Source organism: Portibacter marinus (assembly GCF_021533195.1).
GTDB lineage: Bacteria > Bacteroidota > Bacteroidia > Chitinophagales > Saprospiraceae > Portibacter > Portibacter marinus.
In genome coordinates this window covers 176,077-198,962 of the sequence record NZ_JAJNKB010000007.1, presented here as the reverse complement: position 1 = coordinate 198,962, position 22,886 = coordinate 176,077, and the positions used below count along the sequence as shown (strand labels likewise).

Below are 22,886 nucleotides of genomic sequence, written 5' to 3'. Positions count from 1 at the left end.
GATATGAAAATCCTTTATTTAATGCCTCTTACCTTGACGCTTATCTCTGATACTTTTGATCATGCGTTTTTTAAACTCATGTTCTACTTCGAAGAGCATAGCGATTTTCTGGGCGGGAAGAACTTCCTTGAGGTCCTTTATAAAGTCTATTTTGAGATCCAACATCTCCTGCTCAGTTTTCATTCTTTTGTCCAGATATGCTAAGGCTTCACTTTCAGTCATTTCTTCCCTTTCTGGTCTGCGAATGTGCTTTCTTAATTCATCGTTTTGGGCTTCATAGGCATTTTTAATGGGCCAAAAGTCTTGGGCTTCTTTTGGAGTGAACGCGAGTCGGTCCGTTATATATGCCACTCTTAAGGCCTCGTATTCCTGTCGCCTATCCACATCATCTCTTTGTGCAAAAAGACTGACATTGATCCCGCAAAATAATATGATGATGATTAACTTTTTCATTCGTAAAGTATTTCAATAGTTTCTAAATCAATTTCGTTGAGAAATTCTTCACCGTTCGCAAAACCATACAATTCCTGTTCCAGCGATTGCAACGCTTCTTCCGTTTCCTCAAATGCATCAAAATCCTCAAAAGTCAGTTCGTCCGTGTACTCCAATAAGTAATCCCAATTTTCCTCTAATGTGAGTTCTGCAAAGTCTACACGTTGCTTCTCACTGTTCCATTGGACTACAAAAAGGACAATAATGATCAACAACATCACAGCAGCAACAGCACCAACCCATGAACTACGCCATATCTTAAGTTTTGGCTCTTCCTTGCCAATGGTATTCATGAGCTTATTTTCAAAATCTTCGAAATAACCTTCCGGGGCTTTCATAGCATACCTTGGATCTTTCCATTTATTCTTCATAAGCTTTGCTGTTTTACAAATGCTTCAATTTTATTTTTTGCATGATGAAATGAGGCTTTTAAAGCGCCTACAGAGGTCTCAAGTATTTCGGAAATCTCATCATAAGTCATTTCATCAAAATATTTCATATTAAAAACCAATCGCTGCTTATGAGGCAGCTGTTCAATCGCCCTTTGCAAGATCAGTACCGCCTCATCACCATCCAAATAAACATCAGCCTCTTTATGGTTCAACATATTTTCAGAATCATCGTTCCTGTATCGGTTACTCTTTTTCAAAAGATTAATGCTCTCATTGGTGGCAATTCTGTAAAGCCAGGTATAAAACTTAGCATCTGCATTAAACTTTTTTATATTTCTATAAGCTTTGAGGAAGGTATTCTGCATCACATCTACTGCATCTTCATGGGTTGATACCACTCCTCGAATATGCCAATAAATTCTTTCTTTATAGGCATTTACAAGCTGCCTGAAGCCTGCATCGACATCAATATTGCTCTGAATATTTTGAATAATCTGCTCCTCGTTCAGCATCTAAGACTTCTGCTTGCTATAATTAGACTCAATGATCATCATAAGGTTTAACGCTGTACATGAAACTACCATTTTAAATCATTCAGTCTTTCGGATACTATCGATTCAAATTAATTACTTTTACCGGATGGGGAAAATCTCACAATCCATCAGCAAATTTCTTTTGCACAAAGTCTGGGGCTTTAAAGTCGAGGGTGAATATGCGTTTCATTTACCAAAGAAAGTAGTCATTGCTGCTCCGCATACTTCCTGGTGGGACTTTCCTCTAGGTGTCTTAATACGCTCCGGATTGCAAGCCGATATCAACTACGTCGGTAAAGCCTCACTTTTCAAACCACCATTTGGTTGGTTTTTCAAAGCCACCGGTGGAGTACCTGTAGATCGGTCTAAAAAAAATAAGTTCGTTGACGCCATTGCAGAAATCTACAAGAAAAGAGCGCGCTTTAATCTTTGTCTTGCTCCGGAAGGAACGCGCAAAAGGGTGGAAAAACTAAAGACTGGCTTCTATTTCATCGCCTTAAAAGCTAATGTACCTATACAAATGTGCGCCTTCGATTTTGAAAACAAGATCGTCAGATGGAGCGAACCATTACATCCCACAGGCAACATTGACAAAGACATGTCTATCGTTGAAGATTTCTTTAGAGGAGTTAAGGGTAAAGTTCCTGAAAATAGTTTCATATAACTATCGTCATGTAAATACAAGTGTCCTTATGAGATTGATAATTTGCCGCACTGCTCCATTTTAAAGTTTCATTTCTCACCTTTTTACTATTTTCCCCTTCAAATTGTCCAGTATGTATTCAACAGCCGAAAGCAAAGTGCTCTTCGATCAAACGCAAAAGCTTTTAAAAAGCAACATCAAGGTTGAAGACCTCGATCAATTAATCAAAGTGCTCCATTTTCATGAGTGGAAATATGCTATTCAGAATGATCCTGTGATTTCCGATTTTGAATATGATACCTTATACAAATCCCTTGAAAAAATTGAACATGAAAACCCAAGTCTGATTAGACCAGACTCGCCTACTCAAAGGGTTTCCAGCGATCTAAAGTCTGACTTTCCTAAGGTAGTGCATCTGGTGCCCATGCTTTCTTTGGACAACTCATATAATGCTGCAGACCTGCAAGACTTTGAGCGTCAGATCAGAAAGTTGACAGGAATCGAAGATGGACCCATTGAATATACGGTTGAACCAAAATTTGATGGGGGAAGTATAGCTCTCGTTTATGAAAACGACTTGCTAGCCAGGGCAGCTACACGTGGAAATGGATCAGAAGGTGAAGAAATGACCGCGAACGCGAAAGCCATGACTTCTATTCCACTAAGAGCGGCATTCTCTGAGCTAGGCATTCAGAAAGCAGAGCTGCGAGGTGAATCACTGATCAGAAAGGATGTTTTTATCAAGTTAAATGAGGAACGAGAAAAAGAAGATAAAACTCTATTTGCCAATCCAAGAAATGCAGCTACCGGAGGACTCAGAACCAAAGATGCCAATCAGACGGCAGAAAGAAAGATAGAGACTTTTGTTTTTCAAATTGGTTATGCGGTGGACGATCAAGGCAATGATATGATTCCCGAATTGAGCACCCACATGAACAGTCTTGACAAGCTGACCACACTCGGTTTTAAAATACCGCAACAGGAGCGAAAGCTGTGCTCCAACATTCAGGAGGCCATTAAGGTTTGTGAGCATTGGCAGGAAATCAGAGAAGAGTATCCTTACGAAATCGATGGCATGGTGGTCAAGGTCAATTCATTTGAGCTGCAAGAAAAATGCGGGTCCACTCAGCACCACCCCAGATGGGCCATTGCCTATAAGTTCAAAGCGAAACAAGCAACCTCTAAGCTGGAAAGGGTGGAATACCAGGTAGGCAAAATCGGTGCTGTTACGCCGGTGGCAAAAATTACTCCAGTCCAATTGGCAGGCGTGACGGTATCATCCATTTCGCTTCACAATGAAGATTTTATCAAGTCGAAAGACATCAGGATCGGAGATACAGTCTTAGTCGAAAGGGCCGGTGACGTTATTCCCTATATTGTTAAGTCTTTCCCTGAATTGAGAAATGGTTCAGAAGAAGCGGTCGTCTATCCTACCCATTGTCCGGTTTGTAATCACGAGTTGCTTAGGCCGGAAAACGAAGCTGTATGGAGATGTGTCAATGTTGCGTGTGAGGCACAAGTTATTCAGCGAATGATCCATCATGTTTCTAAGGATGCAATGAACATTGATGGTTTCGGTGCTTCCTATGTTGAGCGTTTTTATGAACTAGGCTGGTTAAAAGACATCTCTGATATTTATAATTTGGATTACGAAGCCATATCACGATTAGAAGGTTTCGGACAACGATCGGCTACAAAGCTTAAGGAAGCAGTAGAAAAAGCAAAAAATAATCCGATTCATCGCCTGTTGAACAGTCTGGCCATTCATCACCTCGGACGTAAAGCCTCCAAAGTGATCGCTGAAAAAATCGCACATGTGATGAACCTCAAAACCTGGACCATAGAAGACTTCACGAGTATCAAAGACATTGGGCCCGTAGTGGCCGAAAACGTTAAAGCTTTTTTTGACGATGAGGTCAATGTTGAGATGCTTCAACGCATGGAAGAATATGGCGTCAATCTTTTTCAAACTGAGGAGGATAAACCGAAAGAAGTAGCTGCTGACGCTCCGTTAGCAGGAAAAACAATATTGTTTACAGGCACCTTGGAACAGTTAACCAGAAAGGAAGCACAACTAATGGCCGAAGAAGCCGGTGCCAAGAATATAAGTGCGGTTAGTTCCAATTTGGATATTTTAGTCGTTGGAGAAAAAGCGGGTTCGAAATTGAAGAAAGCGGAAGCGTTAGGCACTGTAAAAATTTGGAGTGAGGTGGAGTTTATAGAGATCGTGGGAAGAGTTTAATTCGAGAGGAAAGGCAATTAAAACCCAAACTTAAAAATGATAAAATTTTATCTCTACCGTTCAGTATGGTCAAACTTTGCCTATCTTAAAGTGAACACCGCATATATCTGATGTGGATTGAAAATTCACGACACAGTTCTTTATTAACCTAACCAAAAAACCAATGATCAAATTCTTTAGAACCATTCGACGAAAGCTATTGACTGAAAATAAGGTCAGTAAATATTTACTCTATGCCATTGGTGAAATCTTTCTGGTAGTTATAGGCATTTTAATTGCATTGCAGATTAATAACTTGAATGAGGCCAATAAATTAAGAGTTCTGGAAAAAGATCTACTGGGTGAAGTTAGAAATGGGCTAAAGTATGATTTAACCCAAATTAAAGATGCCATCGCATTTCAACGAATAAGTATCAACAGTCAGGATATCTTAGTGGATTGGGTAGATGGGAAAATCGATTATCATGATTCACTTGGATTTCATTTTTTGCATTCTGTTTTCAATCGTATCATGATGTTTAAGGGTGCACCCTACGAGACCTTACAACAGATTGGCTTACAAATTGTGAAAAATGATAACCTTCGTAATCAAATTTCAAACTTATATGAAATGGAATATCAAAATATCAATTGGTGGCAACAAGACTTTGAATTAATAAAAAGTCGATTTCGAAATTCTTTTGCAGACCATGGCTTTGAATATAAAAACCTAAAAGATAGAAGCGATGGCTACATCCTCCCAGTGAAAACATTAGAGGTACAAACTGATCCAAACTATATTTTCGATCTCAAGACGGTCAGAGCCGTATTACATATATTTACTAATTTTATAATGGTTGATGTACAGAAAGAGATAGAACAGACCATTGAGATGATCAGTCAAGAGATTGATGATGAATAGTAGGCAGTGATTTAGCCAACTATTGGCAAAGTCGCACCCGATAAGGAGAATGAAGAATTTTTCGGGCTGGATTCAACAATGATCTTCCCTATTCAAATGGTCTAAGGGCAAAATTAAGTGGTCTTCTAATTTTATAAATAGAAATAGCTTTATTATTGCAAATCATATAGCGTATCGATTGAAATGAGAAAAATTCATTATTCCTACTTCTTGTCATTTATAATCCTCTTCACCTTCCTGACTTCTTGTGAAGACAAATCTGCTTCATCTCCTGATCCTGGTCGCATAATAGGGACCACTAAGAAGGAAAACAATGATCTGGAAAGAAGACTAAATAATCTTCCAGTCGAAGATCGGGAAGGATGGTTCCAATTTACAGAAAACGACTACTTTCATTTGGATATTCGCTACGCGACCGATAATAATTTTGTTGAAGAAAAAATGTATGAGTGTGGCAAGTGTTATCTCAGAGCAGAAGCCGGCAAAGCACTTCAAAAAGTAGCTAAATCATTGGCTCAGATCAACCATAAAATTGTTCTATTCGATTGCTATCGGCCTAAACCTGTCCAACAAAAATTATGGGATAAAGTACCCAATGCCTCATATGTTACACCACCTGCGAAGGGTTCGATGCATAATCGAGGTGTTGCGATCGACTTAAGCATTATGGATGGTGACGGCAACTATCTGGACATGGGCACTGAGTACGACTTCTTCGGAAAAGAGGCGCATACTGACAATCTGGACCTTCCCAAAAACGTATTGAGAAATCGAAAATTACTTAACGACTTGATGGACAAATACGGATTTAAAGGAATAAGAACTGAATGGTGGCATTTCTCATTCGTCGATGGAAGCTATGAAATCGCCGATTGGGAGTGGGATTGTCTATAGTATGTCATTCGAGAAACCTATATTGCGAAACAATTTCAAGTTTGGGCTCGTTAAACACGGGTAGATTGATAATCGCAAACGAAAAATCTTAAAATCAAAGAAAAAAATGGCGCTAGAATTTAAGTCGGAAGTCGAAGCAGTGGATCACTTAGCAAAATCCTTCAACGCATTATCTGATGAAATCGCTAAGGTAATCGTAGGTCAGAAGGAAGTTGTCAAGGCCGTCATCATCTCTCTATTTAGTAATGGGCATAGTTTATTGGTGGGTGTTCCGGGTCTGGCCAAGACTTTATTGGTCAGTACGATAGCTGAAGTGCTGGAATTGGAATTTAAGAGAATACAATTCACGCCGGATTTAATGCCGTCGGATATCACCGGCTCTGAAATATTAGACGACGATCGTAAGTTCAAATTTTTAGAAGGCCCTCTCTTTTCGAACATAGTGCTGGCAGATGAAATTAACCGTACGCCACCTAAGACTCAGGCCGCTCTTTTAGAGGCCATGCAGGAAAGGTCAGTGACCATCGGTGGCGACAGACATTTACTTCCGCGCCCTTTCTTTGTACTAGCTACTCAAAACCCGATTGAGCAGGAAGGAACTTATCCTTTGCCAGAAGCACAGTTAGACCGATTTATGTTCAATATACCATTGGACTATCCTTCTTATGAAGAAGAATTGCAGGTGGTGAAAGCTACCACAGCTGTCCAGAACATCACTTTGAATCACATTGTTTCTGCGGAAGAAATCTTATTTTTCCAGAACCTGATCAGAAAAATTCCGATCACTGATAATGTGCTCGAATACGCTGTAGGATTGGTTGGAAAAACCAGACCTGGCGGCCCGAAAGCCACAGAGGAGGTCAACAATTATATTTCCTGGGGAGCTGGACCAAGGGCATCTCAATATTTGGTATTGGGAGCCAAGTGTCATGCGGCGATCCATGGAAAATATTCTCCCGATATCAGTGATATTCAGGCCATTGCCAATTATGTATTGAGGCATAGAATCGTGCGTAACTACAAGGCTGAGGCAGAAGGCATCACCGAGGAGGACATCATCAAGGGATTGATGTAATTATTATGATTTAGTTTTAATTCCTGTTCCTTATATACAGGACTACAGGCGGTATTGCTTATTAATGGACTTCATCCCTCTTAACTTCACTTATTTCTGATTTTCGTTTTCAACAGAATTCGTTAAATTACTTGAAATCTCTGCTCAAATGAAAAAGATAACCAATCCCGATTCAGGCAAACATAGACGCGGAGGCCTTCAATATCTTTTAACAAGTGAAGAAATACAGCGTTATCGAGATGTTGGCTACCTGGTCTTAAATGATGTGCTTACAGAGGAAGAAATGTCAACCATTGATCCATGGTTTGAGCATTTCATCATGGGAAAACAACCCGGAATGGAAAGGGATTTTTGTGATATGAGTCAACCTTATGGTACACCTTTCGAAGAATTCCAATTGGTTAATGCCATGCTTCCAAGCCATTACAGACCGGAATTGAAAAACAATATTTTTCACCAAATTTCACAAAATATTGCAGATCAACTCTATCCAGAGGGCAAGGCTGCCATTGACTATGAACAATTTCTGGCCAAAAAACCTTCGAAAGAAAAGGCGGAATTTGCCATGCACCAGGACCTTGGATACTGGCCCAAGACTAAAAATACATGGACAGCTACTTTCTCTCTTGCTTTAACTGACTCAGATTTAGAAAATGGTTGTTTGCAAGTGGTCCCGGGGAGCAACAAAGAAGAAAAATTAAGAGGGCATCGACCTAAGGGTGCAGTTGCTCATTCCAGTGAGGTCAATAGAGAAGATTCTCATACCTTGGTCATTGACATGAAACCTACTGATGAAATTGTTTATTTACCAGTGAAAAGGGGAAGTCTTACCATTCACGATGAGCGAATTGTTCATGGTTCCGGTGGAAACACCAGTAATGGCTGGCGAAAGACTTACGTAGTGGCTTACAGGGATGAAAAAACCATTAAAGAAGAGCGGGCAATGGGTTTCACGCACTCACACAACGACAAGATAAATTGGAATGAGATTGTATAAACACCTCATCATCTTAAGTTTGGTACTACCAAACATTTTAACAATGAAAGCACAAGACTTATCTAAACATCAATGGGAGAACCGCATATTAGTGCTGATGATCGATCAAGAAACTGATATTTATCAGAAACAAATGAAGTTTTTGCAGGACCATGAAGACGGATTGAAAGACCGTAAGTTATTGGTTTACACGGCCAGGGCGAACCAGTTATCCATTGGCCTAAAAGAAAAAAATACCATACCAGATAGCAGTATTTACAATAATTACAAAAAAAATAATGGAAATTTCGAGATGATATTGATAGGGTTAGATGGCAGTGTTAAAGAGCGATATAAAGCTGTCACTAAGCCTGATGACATCTTTAAGACCATTGACAAAATGCCCATGAGGCGAGCAGAAATGAGAAGAGATAAAGGTTGGTAAAATTGAATTCACAAACGACCCCAATCTCTACTGAGATCAATTGTATGATTAATAAAGAAGGTTATCTGTATCAATGATGTGTGCGCTTTGAATCTATCTCCTCTTTCCTTTTATTGATCAAAGCACCAACATTTAATTTTTTACCTTCCAGGTTTTCATGTGCAGTTAATAACAACACTTTTTTTCCAAGATATTTAAAGTAAACCTTTTGGCCAATTTTTAGACTTACTCCACTATCAGAAAACGGGCTGAGATTAGGATTCATTACCCCTGGAATTTTTAGTGGAATGCTTTGTGAAGTCTCATTATGCAAAGTAAAAGAAACTGATTGAGCATAGGAATACATCGTGCCTGTGGCAAATAAAATCATTAGAATTGCTTTTTTCATCGCTTTACTTTTCCATATTATACGTTAAAGGTGAGCATTTGGATCATTTCATTGAAAAATTTAACAAACGGAACCGAAAAAAATGGGCTGAGAAGTCATCACTAGTACATCTGATAAAATGTAAGATTGTCAAGAGCTTACTTCTGATCAATAGTCCATCCCTTCACATTAAATCCGTTATTAAACCGAAAATTGGTAGACGTTTGTATCAGTCTAGGCTGTGTAGAATATTTGCCATTCTCATCAGGCATATAAGCAGACCTCTTCGCCGGAACTTTTAGGCCATTTACAGTGTCATACTCCACCTCTACCTTGACACCCATATAGGACCCATCCTCTGGCATCGCAAAATGAAATTGGTCTACCAGATGGGTTGCACTATTAAGATAAAGTAAATAGGTATCATTGTCCTCTTTACCCACTTCATCAGGATCGTAACTGACCTTTACTTTGTGATACAAGACATCGCCGATTTTCTCATGCCCCTCAGCGGAAAGCAGAACACCCGGATCACTGAGCTTATACATCATGGTGAACCAATAGTAATTGGCCTTTCGGATGCTTGCGCAAGATTTCAGCGACCGTTCATCATCGACTTGCTGGCCATCGATAAAAACGTAGGGTTGATGGTTGATCAGCGTATGTATCACTTCACCTTCTACATCGGGTGAAACAATAGCACTGTGAGTAGTATACCTGGCCCATGTTTGTTCACCTTCAAAGATCATACGCTCCTCTGATATATCTTTTTTACCACTTTCTACATATTCAAAAACATAATCGAACTGTACATCTAGCATATTATAAAAACGCTCTTTGCCGCCCAAGGCTTCTTCCATTTTAGCGATCAGTTTTTCCGGTTTTAAATGTAGAGGTATGGGTGTGTAGGTCAATGTTGCCGCACTAAACATCACAGCTGCCGAAATAATCATCACCATTTTCGACCATCCTGAAATTTTTAAAAGAGTCATATTTTAGTGGTTGCACCAACGAAGTTATGAATGTATTCGTCTTTAGTAGTATGAAAAACATCTTTATACTACAATTCGCATTTCTTATCATTCTAATCTCTTGTACAAAAGAGATTGACGAAGCTGCCGCAGATTATTTCCCCCTTCACGTAGGCAACGAGTGGGATTATATTAAAGGACTTCAGGTTCTTATTGACGTAAAGGAGACCATAAATGGTAAAGAATATTTTAGATTCATTGAAAGCTATGACACTGGAACTGACACTTCTTATTATCGTAATGAAAGGAATAAGATTTATAAAACCACAGGCAATGGTCATGAGTACTTGCTGTTTGACTTAGAAAAAAGAGTGGGCAAGCACTGGAAATTATCTTTTACTCCAGACACTGAGTTTGAATATAAGGCTGAAATCCAGGATAAGAATTATAGATTGGAGACCTCGAACCATACTTTTGAGAATTGTTATCATTTTTATTACGACTTTCCGGATGCAATAGATGATGAGTTCAGCATTTTTCTGGCACCAGGCATAGGAATTGTTCAGGAGCAAGGGCAGGTAAGACCTGAGTCAGGGCTGAACAGGGTGATTATAGACGGTGAAGAGACTTTCTTTTAAAACCCCACTTCAAACTTGGTCCACCCATCCCCCTGATCCGTGTACAATCGATATTCAGCCTGGTGATTGTTCAAAATGTCACGGATTAACATCAGTCCGATGCCCTGACCATCCGGCTTTGTCGAAAAGAAAGGAGTAAAAATCTGAGAAGCCTCCTCATCACTTATTCCTTCACCATTATCTGCTATTACAAGCTGTGGTTTCTCAGGTTGAGTTGTTATTCTCACCGCTCCATTCGAACCAATCGCCTCAAAAGCATTTTTCAGAATATTGCTAATGACTTGTTCCATCTGAATCTTATCAACAGTCACTAGAATGGGTTCAGGATAAGTCCGCAAGTCTATTTCGATGCTTCTCTCACCAGCACTTAACTTCAGGTAATCTACCAATTGTTCCAACAAAGCATTAAGGTCAATCTTTACCAGCAATGGTTTAGCTAGACGAATGAACTCTGCAAAATTGTCGGTAAATTTTCCCAGCTTGCGGTTACGCTCAATCGCTATTTCTAAATAATCCCTGTATTCCTGATCTTCTTCTTCGCTAAGCGCGAAATCACTAACATTCTGCAATATGGAATTCACTGCTCCCATGCTGTTATTCACTTCATGCGACATCATCCTTATTACCTTTCCATAAGCTTGCTTCTCAGCTTCAAGGAGATCACTGGTCAACTCTTCAATGATAACAAACTGCCTTGGGAATCCTTTGTGAATCAATTGATGTAACTTACACTTATACTTGTGTAAGCCGTCAATGGCGATGATTTGCTCCTGAAAAATTTCCATTTTGGCAATCTCCGCTGCTAGTGGATGATCTATCGTTTCCAATTGTTTGTTGATCAAATCACCATCTTCTAAAATTTGCTTCACTTTTTGATTAGCGATCACAATCTTTCTGTCATAATCCATGATCAGCATACCCAATGGAGAATTTTCTATCAGGTCTTCCAGAAAATAACTTTGTTCTTCAGTTCTGGTTTTTTCCTTTCTCAATTGGTCTATCATCCTATTGTAAACCACGATCAGGTCGTCCAACTCTTTTGTTCCTGTTTCGTTAAACTTAATGGTAAAATCTTCTTCGGACATGGTATCCTTCCCTGATTTCAAAAGCTGAAAAGGATAATTAATGGTTTTAAATAACCGAATGGATATGGTCAGCGATATTAAGATGAAAAGCTCTGATAAAACAAACCACCATTTATTGTCCTGAAGAAAGAGATAAAGAAGTACTGTTAAAGCAACATGCAACAAGATAATGAGTGTGAAATATTTAGCTTTGAGACTCATGCTCTATATTGTACTTTTCTAAACGCCGATAGAGCGAACTTCGGGTAATTCCCAATGATCTGGCGGCCTTACTGATGTTGTCTTCGTGAAAGGAAAGTGCTTGTCTGATCATGTGTTCTTCCATTTCGTCCAACTTGACCTCACCCACTCTGGGTAGATTCACAACACTTGATTTTGTATTTCGCAACTTTAGATCTTTGAAATCTTTGGTCGTGATGACTTTTTTATCCAGGTTTAACAATACGGTTCTTTCTACCTTGTTTTTTAATTCTCTGATATTGCCTTTATATGTCTGTGTACTCAACCATTCTAAGACCCCATCTTCTAAAATAGGGATATCCATTTCATAAAGATCGGCCATATTCGCCATAAAATGCCGGACTAAGATAGGAATATCAGAAGGCCTTTCATTTAAGGAAGGTAGATATAAAGTGATGAGATTAATTCTATAAAACAAATCCTCTCTGAAATGACGATCAAATACCATAGATTGCAAATCTTTGTTTGTCGCACTGATCACCCGGAAGTCGGATCGGATGGGTTTGCTGGAACCCAACACTTCGAATGATTTTTCCTGCAGCACCCGCAACAGTTTCACCTGGTGATCCATTTCTAAATCTCCGATTTCATCCAGGAAAATGGTACCCTTATGTGCTTTCTGGAATCTACCCTCCCGATCTGCAACTGCTCCTGTAAATGCACCCTTCTTGTGCCCAAACATTTCAGATTCAAACAAAGAACCTGAAATTCCGCCGAGATTCACCTTAACGAAAACATGATCTTTCCGCTTACTTCCCTTGTGAATAGCTTCTGCCAAAAGCTCTTTTCCGGTTCCACTTTCTCCCAAAATTAAGACAGAAGCCTCTGTGGGTGCTACCCTTTCTGCCATTTCCAGCACTTCCAAAAAATCAGGGTGCTTTCCGACCATTGATATGTCTTCCTCCTCTAATTTTGACACCGAAATTTTAGGATCGTAAATGGTAATGAGAGATTCTATGGCCGAGATCATTTCTTTATTATCCCATGGTTTTGCAATAAAATCCTTGGCACCCAGTTTCATGCCTTCCACCGCTAATTGAACTGTTGCCCAACCCGTCATCAATATGACAAGAACTTCGGGCTGTTGTTCTCTGATTCTTTTTAAAAGAGCCAATCCCTGTCTGCCCGAAGTCTCGATGGTAAAATTCATGTCTAATAAAATCACATGAGGTTTAAAGGCTTCAAGTGATTCTGCCACATCTGTGGGATAATGTACCACATTGACTTCAAACCCCCTCTTGCTGAGTAGAAATTTAAGACTTTGACAAACTGTTCTATCATCGTCAACAACAAGAATTCTATATGGGCTCATGTGATGCTAATTTACTAATCTTCGTGTAATGCTGTTGCAGGCTGTATGCGTGATGCCTGAGCAGATGGATAAAGTGCACAAATCACTACTATTGTTAAAATGATGAGGGCAGAATACAACATGGACCTATAAAAAATCACAGGAGGAATATCAATTAGCTTTAATAAGGGGACTTGCACCGCAAAAAATATTCCCACCAAAACTGCTAAAACAGTCAACATCAGAACTTCACCTGTAAACTGAGATGCGATGCTCTGTCTACTTGCTCCTAATGCTCTACGTAATCCTATTTCAGATCGCCGATTATTGATGTTGTACCAAAGCACTCCGAACAATCCCAGAGCTACATTGATACAAAGAAATCCGCTGATAGATAATAAGGCAATCATAGGTATCCATGTTTCACGGCTGTTCCTTCTTTCCATCGCTGACAAATCCTGAATAACAAAGCTGCTGCTCTTGGTAATACTTTCTACGGTCTTGCTCACTTCTTCTTCAAATGTCTTCGGAGTATTTGGAGAAAGTTTCAAATACACAATCGATGCTCTCTCAGCTGTATGTGGTTGCAGAAAAAATGAAGTGGAAACCGGCTCTTCGAAAATTCCATTATATCTGTAATCATCTATGACACCAACCACCCTTTTATCTCCATCAAAAAGGATAATTGAATCCACCATAGACTTGTCTGGAAAATACTCATTCATAAAAAACTCATTGACGATCATAGGTTCATAAGTTGCATTTACATCGTCTTCTTCAAACCATCGGCCCTCTATTACATTTATTCCCATGGTTTCTTCAAAATCTTCATCTGCATAGACATATCTGGAAAAAATCTCGAAGCCCATATCATCTGAGCTGGACTGCCAGGTATTATTGCTATATGGTCCCACGCCATTAGTGAAGGAGACCGCTTCTATGTTTGGCATGGCGCGCAATTCTCTTTTTAAAGTCGTTTTCATTTCTGCGATAGCAGTCGAATCCATACCATCATTGTTTCTATCCAAATAAATCAGCCATCTATTTTCTGTCTCAAAACCAGTGGTAATCGAAAGCCGATCGGTATTGTAGATCACATAACTTAAAACGGCGAAAAGCACAAGAAATGAAAGAAAGATTTCTATAATCAGAAGGCTGTTGTTACTTTTTTTATTCCATATCAGTTTGAGAATATGCGATATCATAGTTTATTTGATTTAAGAGCGTTAACAATATGGATTTTTGACATACGATACGCCGGTAAAAATCCGGAGATAATACCGAAGAGAATGACGATAATAAAGCTGATGATGAAAAACTTATAATTCACAGTGAGCTTCAGAAATTCAAGTAAGTTGGCACTGTTTATAAAATAAATAAGCAGTGAAGCTAGCCCCAGGCCTATAAAACCACCGATAATCGTTAAGATCACATTTTCAAAAATGAACTGACCTAGAATATTTCCTTTGCTTGCACCGAATGCTTTCCTGACGCCAATTTCCGAAGACCGTTCCATGATGCGACTGACGTTGAGATTGATCAGGTTCAAGGTCGGTAAGAGAACGAATAAAGTGATGAAACCGATCAGGATGATACTCAGTGCCCTTCCTGCTCTGCGTGGCTCATTGAATGGAATGAGGTTCCTTGCAAATGCCTGGAACATATTTCCAGTTTTATCTTCTAAAAACATCTGATTATAGTCTTCGATGATGTCTAATGGTATTTCATCTTCTTTGGCTTCTATTTCAGCTTGCAACTTGGTTACATCACTTTTGGATCGGGCTAAAAAATAAGATCGGTATCCTCCTGTATACCGATCTATATCCCCTAGGTAATTGGCTAAAAGTGTGGTGGGGGCCCATACATCACCATTCAGTAATGAAGAAAGGGGTTTTTTAATCAAACCGATCACTTTGTGGTTTTTGCCATCCATCTTGATCTCTCGTCCTACGATATCCTCATCGGTACCAAAGTATTCATTCGCTATTTTATCTGTAATCACGACTACTTGTTCCGCTCTGTCGAACATATCCTGGTCATAGGGCCGTCCTTCTATAAAATTAAAATCCAGAATTTCCCAGTAATTTGGATCGGTGTAATAACAGTCAAGTACTATTTTAGAATCATTTACATAAGCATTATAAGATACCCCTGGTATGTAAAAAGTTTCGTTCTCTGCATACTTCAGGTCCCTGAAATGGTTTTCGAGGAATCGGCCTCCCAGTGAACTGATCGTTGTGGAGTTGCTGGTTTCACCTACAGATTTAGTGGTGTCATAAGCCATAACGCCATCTACCAGGGTAGAGTCAATAAGAAAAGTAGTATCTGGAACTACATTTCTCATTTCGATCATTCCAAACATTACCATTCTGTTTCTGTTGGTCCAGGGCTGATCTGTTCCAAGTTCTGTTTGAAGAAATGATATGATGACCATCAGGATGCCCAGTGTAAAACTGATTCCAAATAAACTGATGAAGGTGAAGAATTTTTTTCTGCCTAAAACTCTCCAGGCAAGCAGTAGATAATTTTTAAACATGTGTTGTGGTTTTAAAGATTATTGAATTTGGCTTCCGTCATATAATCTCACTAACCTGTTGGTTTTTCGAGCCATATTCTCATCATGAGTTACCATGACGATGGTGGTTTGTCCTTCCTTGTTAAGTTTCATCAGTATGTCCATCACTTCATTACCCATCACACTGTCCAGGTTTCCGGTAGGCTCATCTGCCAGAATAATTTCAGGTTTACCTACAATGGCTCGGGCGATGGCAACCCGCTGCTTCTGACCACCAGACAACTGGTTAGGAAAGTGGTTCATTCTGTTTTTTAAACCTACAGATTCCAATGCTTCTTCACTCAATCGCCTTCTTTCCTTTCCACTGACGTTTCTGTATAAAAGTGGTAATTCTACATTATCTATCACCTTGAGATCAGGAATCAAATGAAAGCTCTGAAATATAAAGCCCAGCTTCTCATTTCTAAATCTGGAAGTAGCTTTCGAACTGTATTTTTGAACGGTTTGTCCCGCGACAATGACAGCTCCATCAGAAGGTTCATCCAGTAAACCAATGATATTCAGTAAGGTGGATTTTCCACATCCTGAAGGCCCCATAATACTTAGAAATTCACCTTTAGGTACTTCAAGGTTGATATTATTCAATGCTGTTGTTTCAATGGTTTTCGTTCGGTAAACTTTCGAAACATTTTGTAGTGATATCATAATCAATAAGTTATTTGTTCATTTTTAGCAAAATCAAATCCTGTGAGTAATCGGAGCGAGTAATATGCATTCCAGTAATTACTCAGGGTCTGTATATAATTTCTTCGGGTCTGGTCTTTTTCTCTTTGCGCCAATGTGAAATCTGTAATACTGATGGCCCCCAGAATGTACCTCTCATTGGCAATCTCGAATCTTTTGTCGGCCATTGCTCTGATGGCTTCCTGATCTTGAACTGCTTGTTGCAACATCAGAAATTCACGAACTTTAAGTTTGGTATTGTTTTCAATTTCGATTTTGTCCTGGCTGATGTTGGCCAGGGTATTTTGCAACTGGATCTCTGCTTGCTTACGCGTAGATTTTCGCCTTCCCCAGTCCACGATCGGAATGGAGAAACTTAGACTCAGTTGTTGTTCTGTAAATGGGTCGGCATATATTTGCTCTAAGTTCTTCGATCCTCTGGCCAGTCCGAAACTCGCAAACAGGCTCATTTGTGGTCCGGTCTGTGCCTTAACCTGTGCCATATTTCTCTGACTTTCCAAAATTTGACGCTCGTAAGCAATGATTTCTGGTCGATTCTTGAGTGCCATCCGTACAGCTCTATCTTCGTCAATCATTATTTCCTGAAGAGGTTCTGGTATGATAAAGGTGTAATTGCTTATGTCAATGGAATTATTGCTATTTCCAAAAGTTGAACTGGAATAGAGAAAGGTTGCTAAATTATTCTTAGCTGCCTGTAGGTTGTAATTCGAAGTTCTGAGATTCGTCCTGGCATTTTCCAGCTCAATCTGTAATTGAAGTTTTTCATCTTCTGAAATTTTGCCCAGTTCCAGTCTGCGTTCCGCTATTTTAATCAGGTTTTCATTTACTTCAGTATTAAGCAAAGCGATCTTGCTGTTTTCTTCCGCGATGATGACCTGGAAATAAAGAAATGTAGCTTGAAACTGTGTGTTTTCAAGGTCAAAGTTGTATTGCGTTTCAGCTTCGTTTAAATAGACCGGAGCCAACTTACTGTCCCATTTAATCTGATTGAATCCGAAAAGGGGTTGGCTGATCCCGATTCTTAATGGTATCCCGTTATAAAGTCGATTATTGAGTGTGAAATCGTCGAATCTCTGAAGATCTGACTGAACGAATAATCTGGCGCCTGTGAGTGGAATATTTTGCTGGGCGAATAGGGAGAGGCTGGCATTGTTTTGTGAAATTCTTTGAAACTCAATGGTGCCATTAGGTTGAGTGATCGCTGAGGAAGAGCTAAAAAAACCGGGGACTCTTCCATCTAACGAAATGCTAGGTTTTAACCGCGTTTTAAAGATTTCATAATCTAATTGGGCCATTTCCTTCTGCTGTGTGGCATCTACCGACAGAAAGCTACCATTTCTTGCAGCCTCCAGTACTTGGTCGAAGGTGACCACATCGTCCTGTGTGCTGACATGGTTGCTGAAAATGGTCACCAAAATAAAAGTGATCAATCCGACACTCTTCGAACAGCCAGTCAACCATTGACATAGCAAACCCATTTTACACTCTTCTGCTTTCATCACTTGTTGATTTTAAATTGTTCTAAGTGTTCATACTCCTCTGTATCTGAAATGATAATCCGCTGACCTACTCGAACATTGGGGCTGGCGATTTCTACATAGTCTGCATTACTTAGTCCCTTGGTGATTCTGATCTTCCTAGCTTCGTCACCTTCGATGGTAAAGACATCTAGATTGGTGGCTCCATTAAATGCTGCACCGTTCTTGATTTTGAAAACATCTGATTTCTGATCGGTGATCAGGAAAACCTCAGCCCTCATATTAGGTCTAAGAGACTCATCGTCTTTTTTATCCAGCTCGACGATAAATTTTACCGTGTTGTTTTCCACTGCAGGAAGCACATTGCTGATGGTGCCTTCCAAGATATTGTTGTTGATCCTTACGTTTACCGGCATGCCCACATTGATCTTTTCAGAGTTTCGATCAGAGGTGCTGGCTTCGACCACATAACTATCCAGGTCAGCAATTCGAACCAGTGGCTCACCCTGACTAACTGTCCTTCCAACATCTTCTAAAATCCAGGTAATGACCCCATCTAATGGTGCCCTAACTTCTGTTTCTGTCAATTTTCTTCTGAGTTCCTGCAAGCGCTTTTGCTGTATGGTAAATTCTAATTCAAGATTTCTTTTCTCCTTAACATTGGCTTTGCGGGTATACTCGAGATTGTTTTCAAGCATGAGTTTTTCAATTTCTGCCACTTGTAATCTCAAGCGTGCTTGCTCTAATTCTTCAGCGGTAGCGCCGCCAACTTCTACCAATCTTTCCTGGTCCTTAACCTGTGCCCTTAGTTGGCTCAGATTTAAAGCCTTTATTTGATCCTCATAATCCAAATCCTTAAGCTCCTTGTCGTATTGAAGTTTCAGTTTGTCAAGATTATTTTCCTTCAATTCCAACTCGTCATATAATCTCTCGTATTCCAATTGCGTAAATTCCTGGTCCAGATTCATGATAAGTTGGCCTTTCTCGACAACGGTTCCTTTTGGAAGCACTACCTGATTAATTTCGGTATTGACAGGAGCGTTGATTTCCCTTTCGAAAGAGGGTTGGACGATTCCAGAAGCGGTGAGTGTGTTTTGAATGTCTCCTTTTTCTACCACAGCTATGTAAAAATCATCCATTGCCCCGGTTTTTTTCAAGGCATTTCTTCCCCAATAAAAAATAGCACCCAGGACCGCTACGATCAGAATCCACTTTAGCACTTGCCAAAGTTTACCAGCAGATCTCTCGTGTTTGTTTATTTCTCTATCCATGTTAGATCTAAGATTATAGTTGGTCGAAACTTTCATCAATCATCCGACTTGTTATATATAATGCCAATTGACATGCCACCATTTACACTACTGATTATGTATAGTTTATATATTATTCTTTAATATATATTGTGCGATTTCGGACAGGCGGTGTCCGATTTATAATTGGTGTATATTGATTTTATAAGATGGACAGGTAAGTTTTCTTATGTTCACATCATTTGGAATTGAATCAAGAAATTAAGACAAGGATGCATTTCTGTTGGTATAAAAAGCAAGCTTGAAAGTTTGAAGATTGGTGGTTATAAGGTCGTAGAGGGTAGCTTAATTTCTATCCTTTTTCTTTTGGAGTGAAATAGATTTAAATACAACTTCTGTATAGTTATCTTTTTCAAAAACAATCCCAATTTCTCCAGTATTTAGAAAATCCATAGTAGAATATGCGGCAGGACCATTGTAAATTAATTCGATTTCCTGCCAGGATTGGCCTGCGTCAGCACTTCTATGAAGCGACAAATTTTTTCTCTCCTTATTGTCAAAGGCATTGGAGAAATATAGCATGCCATTTTTATTGATAAGGGAGGCGTTGCAGGATGGATCTATTAAGTTAGGATCCTGTTCAGAAATCCATGTTTTACCTTGATCATTACTGATGTGAATCCAGCGCATGCCTGCCTTATTCACCCTGGAGTTTACCATCCATCGACCATCATCTAATTCCACGATTTTAGATTCATCGCCCGGGGAGAGAGCACCACTCATCAGGCTCCATGCTTCTCCGTTGTCGACACTTCCGTAGACAAAGGCGCCTTTTTCAAGATGCACTAGCGTATGAAGTAACCATCCTTGTTTGGTCTGAATACCTCTTCCAGAAGTGATAAATTTAAAATCCTTAGCCCAGGAATCTTTTGATATTTGTGGGGTTATGTCTATAGGTTTGGTCCAGGTGGCACCGTTATCCAAACTCTTAGTCATGTGGAAATAGTATTGATTAGGCTCGTCAAGAACATCCATATAATTATAGAAAAGGAAAATAGCACCTTTGTGATGGTCTACGATGAAAGAAGGATCAGAAGCAGATTGGCCGTTAGGAAAATCAATAATTTTTTCTAATGGCTGCCATGTTTTTCCATGATCAAAACTACGCCTGATGACAATATTGATATCTTCATGAGATCGCAGATCATCACACTTCCCTACTCGCTCATCAATTGCCACCAAAACATGTCCGTTATTGGCTGTAGCAATTGCTGGGATTCTGTAACAGCCTTTATCCAGATCCTCAGAATCAAAAAGCAATTCGAAGTCCTGCGCAGCGATTGAGCAAACCATCATTAAATATATCAAGACGGTAGTAGCAGTGTACTTCATATTTTATAACTTATTTTTCACATTAATCCTCATTTTCATAATTAGGGCATCATGTTCAGGATTGCCGAAGTTACAGAAGTTGTACTACTATCCACAGCAGTCCAAGCGAAAATCAGTTGATCACTGGATCGAACCATCCGTGGAAATCCACTTGATCTGGAGGCATCAAAATCAGAGATGGTCATCTCGTGATCGATAACACCTTGGTGATCTATTGACTTGATCTTAAAAACAGCTCCTTCATCATTCCTTTCGATGTATGAAACGATGGCCTTCTTTTCGGAAGGCATCACCACATCCACACGACCCATCGGATTGCCGTCATCGACCCTAATAGCTTTCCCAAATTGATCCCCGGAGTCTCTCGAAAAAGCGAGTTTTACTTTGGCCTGCTCTCCATCCATTGTAAACCATGTCAATGCAACATTATCATTGTACGCAGCTAATGAAGGTCCATTGACCGGACATCCTGCAATCTTCCAGTTGTCCTTGGAAACATTAACAGGATTAGACCACTGACCATCAGACCATTTGACTACTGAAATATCTCTTATTTCTTCCTCCGATCTATCCCTGTAGGCCGCCAGAATATCGTCTCCGACTTTCACTGCACTGGTTTGACAACAATCACAAATTTTCGAATCTAATTCTTCTTCGTAGGAAAGTGCTCCTTTGACATCAACAACTGCACCTCTGAGTGTCATTGATCCATGATGCCCATGTCCACCTTCATGATCATCCATCCCTTCGCCTACTGTTTTCCTTCCGTCCAACCAAATGGCCATAGTTGATGAATCACTACAGGGGACCATGCTTACGAATCCGTGTTCAGAAGGTAGCGAGTCTCGATGAGGAACAAAAGAATCCTCCCAGGTTTCACCCCCGTCATGAGATAAGGATATTCTTACATCATAATCGAAAGTTCCCGCAGCACTTTTTTGAAGCCAATGGGCCATCATTTCCTGATCATTGCTGCCAAAGGCAATTAAGGATGGAAAATCCGCCCAGTTTACAAACCAATTTCCACCTCTTGCAATCTCTTTGGGCTTCGACCAGACATTGTCCTGGAGTTTAGAGAACAATAAGACGTCTGTAGTATCGTCGGCATATTCCACCCAGGATAAGTACACATGATCGGAAGGTGATACATAGAGATTGGGCTCTCCACCCACTTTTGAGGGTGTTTCTATAATGTTTAATTCGGATTCTGTGAAGGTAATGTTCTCATGAGAATTACATGAAAAGATAATAGATAACAGTACCATCACAAACCATCCACTTCTTGTTTTATCTCTCATATTTCAGCTTTTATTCAAATATTAATCTGCTGACTCTACCTTTTCCTGCAGCATAGGCCTCTCTCGAGTCCACAAATCTGAGGGTATAGAAATCTTCGTCACTAAGGTGTTTCCAGCTTTCTCCACCATCATTGGAAACGTCGATGCCATTGAAACCTACCAAAATAATTTGCTTGGCGTTGCCTTCCGGAACGAATTGGACACAACTTCGATATCCTGGATCCTTGCCATTAGCGACTAAATTCCAGGTTTGACCACCGTCCGTTGTTTTAAGTTTTGTGCCCTGATTACCCTCCGGACTGGTATAATCACCTCCCACTGCAAAACCCGTCTGAAGATCGTAAAAATCGATAGAGTACATTCCTGTAGTGGCTGTTCCCTGTATCACAGGAGATTCAAAAACCTCCCAGGTCTCTCCCTTATCTGAAGAGTGAAAAATCCTACTGACCATTCCGCCGGTAGCTATCCAGGCATGATCCCCAATTAATTTAAGATTGGTGTCACTTGCGGCAAATGCACCTTCCCCTTCTACGCCATCTGGTAATTTTTCGCATGGTACCTTAGCCCAGGTTTCGCCACCGTCCCTGGTGATGATGATACTCATACAACCACCTACCATATCGCCCATAGCTATTCCCTCCATCTCATTCCAAAATTCCATAGAGTCATAAAATGCATCAACATTATCCTCGCGATACACAATCTCTCCATTTTTATAGAGAAGCGCAGGCGAACCTATTCCCAAAGCAAAGACATTGTCGTTCACGATGGCCAATGATCTAAAGTTAGGACTATTGAGTTGGTCCTGTGGCCATATTAACTCTGCGCTTATGCCCAAAGCGGTACTTTTCATCACTCTTCCATCAGAAGTAGCAAAAAAATAATCACCATTCGAGATTTCCAGAGCCCGGCAGTTAAGCGTTGAGTCCGTAAACACATTTTCTATGTATACCTTGGTGATAGGGGATTGAGCTAAGAGAAAATGAAGCTGAAAAAGCGTAACTAGGATCAGGAATTGACGCAT

Annotated in this window: 23 protein-coding genes; 8 read left to right on the top strand and 15 right to left on the bottom strand. The window is 39.9% G+C overall.

What is annotated here, in order from left to right:
* Positions 1-18: 18 nt before the first annotated feature.
* From L2567_RS15875 to L2567_RS15865, 3 genes are read right to left on the bottom strand one after another with little or no spacing between them, the layout of a single operon-like run.
* Positions 19-453 carry a hypothetical protein gene (locus L2567_RS15875; protein WP_235298789.1) on the bottom strand — a complete coding sequence of 145 codons (435 nt, stop codon included), beginning with the start codon at positions 451-453 and terminating at the stop codon, positions 19-21.
* Positions 450-863, bottom strand: coding sequence for a hypothetical protein (locus L2567_RS15870; protein WP_235298788.1), 414 nt, complete (start codon positions 861-863; stop codon positions 450-452). Before L2567_RS15870 ends, L2567_RS15875 begins: the two co-directional genes overlap by 4 nt.
* Positions 860-1,396 (bottom strand): RNA polymerase sigma factor, encoded by a 537-nt coding sequence (locus tag L2567_RS15865; protein WP_235298787.1) that lies wholly within the window; start codon positions 1,394-1,396, stop codon positions 860-862. The genes L2567_RS15870 and L2567_RS15865 overlap by 4 nt, the downstream gene beginning before the upstream one ends.
* Before the next feature lie 127 nt (positions 1,397-1,523).
* Between L2567_RS15865 and L2567_RS15860 the strand changes: the two genes are divergently transcribed.
* The 7 genes from L2567_RS15860 (at position 1,524) to L2567_RS15830 (ending at position 8,593) form a co-directional block, all read left to right on the top strand.
* Positions 1,524-2,081 carry a 1-acyl-sn-glycerol-3-phosphate acyltransferase gene (locus L2567_RS15860; protein WP_235298786.1) on the top strand — a complete coding sequence of 186 codons (558 nt, stop codon included), beginning with the start codon at positions 1,524-1,526 and terminating at the stop codon, positions 2,079-2,081.
* A gap of 112 nt (positions 2,082-2,193) precedes the next feature.
* Positions 2,194-4,302: an NAD-dependent DNA ligase LigA gene (gene ligA / locus L2567_RS15855; protein ID WP_235298785.1), complete on the top strand. Its 2,109-nt coding sequence runs from the start codon at positions 2,194-2,196 to the stop codon at positions 4,300-4,302.
* A 163-nt stretch (positions 4,303-4,465) separates the two neighbouring features.
* On the top strand, positions 4,466-5,203 hold the full coding sequence (locus tag L2567_RS15850) for a DUF6090 family protein (RefSeq protein ID WP_235298784.1): 738 nt from the start codon (positions 4,466-4,468) through the stop codon (positions 5,201-5,203).
* 183 nt (positions 5,204-5,386) lie between these two features.
* Entirely contained in the window at positions 5,387-6,097 is a 711-nt protein-coding gene (locus L2567_RS15845) for a M15 family metallopeptidase (RefSeq protein ID WP_235298783.1), read from the top strand.
* 106 nt (positions 6,098-6,203) lie between these two features.
* Complete coding sequence (locus L2567_RS15840) at positions 6,204-7,172, top strand: AAA family ATPase (RefSeq protein ID WP_235298782.1); 969 nt, start codon at positions 6,204-6,206, stop codon at positions 7,170-7,172.
* Positions 7,173-7,320: 148 nt separating this feature from the next.
* On the top strand, positions 7,321-8,169 hold the full coding sequence (locus L2567_RS15835; protein ID WP_235298781.1) for a phytanoyl-CoA dioxygenase family protein: 849 nt from the start codon (positions 7,321-7,323) through the stop codon (positions 8,167-8,169).
* Positions 8,170-8,212: 43 nt separating this feature from the next.
* Positions 8,213-8,593, top strand: coding sequence for a DUF4174 domain-containing protein (locus tag L2567_RS15830; protein ID WP_235298780.1), 381 nt, complete (start codon positions 8,213-8,215; stop codon positions 8,591-8,593).
* 70 nt (positions 8,594-8,663) lie between these two features.
* Here the strand turns inward: L2567_RS15830 and L2567_RS15825 are convergent, their stop codons facing one another.
* Positions 8,664-8,981 carry a hypothetical protein gene (locus tag L2567_RS15825; protein WP_235298779.1) on the bottom strand — a complete coding sequence of 106 codons (318 nt, stop codon included), beginning with the start codon at positions 8,979-8,981 and terminating at the stop codon, positions 8,664-8,666.
* Positions 8,982-9,118: 137 nt separating this feature from the next.
* Entirely contained in the window at positions 9,119-9,952 is an 834-nt protein-coding gene (locus L2567_RS15820; RefSeq protein WP_235298778.1) for a DUF6503 family protein, read from the bottom strand.
* A gap of 50 nt (positions 9,953-10,002) precedes the next feature.
* On the opposite strand from L2567_RS15820, the gene L2567_RS15815 reads away from it, so the two are divergent.
* Positions 10,003-10,569 carry a hypothetical protein gene (locus tag L2567_RS15815; protein WP_235298777.1) on the top strand — a complete coding sequence of 189 codons (567 nt, stop codon included), beginning with the start codon at positions 10,003-10,005 and terminating at the stop codon, positions 10,567-10,569.
* On the opposite strand, the gene L2567_RS15810 is transcribed toward L2567_RS15815, so the two are convergent.
* The 10 genes from L2567_RS15810 to L2567_RS15765 form a co-directional block, all read right to left on the bottom strand.
* Complete coding sequence (locus L2567_RS15810; protein ID WP_235298776.1) at positions 10,566-11,855, bottom strand: sensor histidine kinase; 1,290 nt, start codon at positions 11,853-11,855, stop codon at positions 10,566-10,568. The two genes, L2567_RS15815 and L2567_RS15810, sit on opposite strands and share 4 nt — an antisense overlap.
* Complete coding sequence (locus L2567_RS15805) at positions 11,839-13,206, bottom strand: sigma-54-dependent transcriptional regulator (protein ID WP_235298775.1); 1,368 nt, start codon at positions 13,204-13,206, stop codon at positions 11,839-11,841. The genes L2567_RS15810 and L2567_RS15805 overlap by 17 nt, the downstream gene beginning before the upstream one ends.
* Positions 13,207-13,220: 14 nt before the next feature.
* Positions 13,221-14,390 (bottom strand): ABC transporter permease, encoded by a 1,170-nt coding sequence (locus L2567_RS15800; protein ID WP_235298774.1) that lies wholly within the window; start codon positions 14,388-14,390, stop codon positions 13,221-13,223.
* A complete protein-coding gene (locus tag L2567_RS15795; protein ID WP_235298773.1) occupies positions 14,387-15,721 on the bottom strand; it encodes an ABC transporter permease in 1,335 nt (444 codons plus the stop codon). The genes L2567_RS15800 and L2567_RS15795 overlap by 4 nt, the downstream gene beginning before the upstream one ends.
* An 18-nt stretch (positions 15,722-15,739) precedes the next feature.
* Positions 15,740-16,405: an ABC transporter ATP-binding protein gene (locus L2567_RS15790; protein ID WP_235298772.1), complete on the bottom strand. Its 666-nt coding sequence runs from the start codon at positions 16,403-16,405 to the stop codon at positions 15,740-15,742.
* Positions 16,406-16,407: 2 nt separating this feature from the next.
* Complete coding sequence (locus tag L2567_RS15785; protein WP_235298771.1) at positions 16,408-17,943, bottom strand: TolC family protein; 1,536 nt, start codon at positions 17,941-17,943, stop codon at positions 16,408-16,410.
* A complete protein-coding gene (locus L2567_RS15780; RefSeq protein WP_235298770.1) occupies positions 17,943-19,193 on the bottom strand; it encodes an efflux RND transporter periplasmic adaptor subunit in 1,251 nt (416 codons plus the stop codon). The genes L2567_RS15785 and L2567_RS15780 overlap by 1 nt, the downstream gene beginning before the upstream one ends.
* 324 nt (positions 19,194-19,517) lie before the next feature.
* Positions 19,518-20,564, bottom strand: coding sequence for a sialidase family protein (locus tag L2567_RS15775; protein WP_235298769.1), 1,047 nt, complete (start codon positions 20,562-20,564; stop codon positions 19,518-19,520).
* A 41-nt stretch (positions 20,565-20,605) separates the two neighbouring features.
* On the bottom strand, positions 20,606-21,862 hold the full coding sequence (locus L2567_RS15770) for a hypothetical protein (protein ID WP_235298768.1): 1,257 nt from the start codon (positions 21,860-21,862) through the stop codon (positions 20,606-20,608).
* Positions 21,863-21,872: 10 nt separating this feature from the next.
* Positions 21,873-22,886: a WD40/YVTN/BNR-like repeat-containing protein gene (locus L2567_RS15765; RefSeq protein WP_235298767.1), complete on the bottom strand. Its 1,014-nt coding sequence runs from the start codon at positions 22,884-22,886 to the stop codon at positions 21,873-21,875.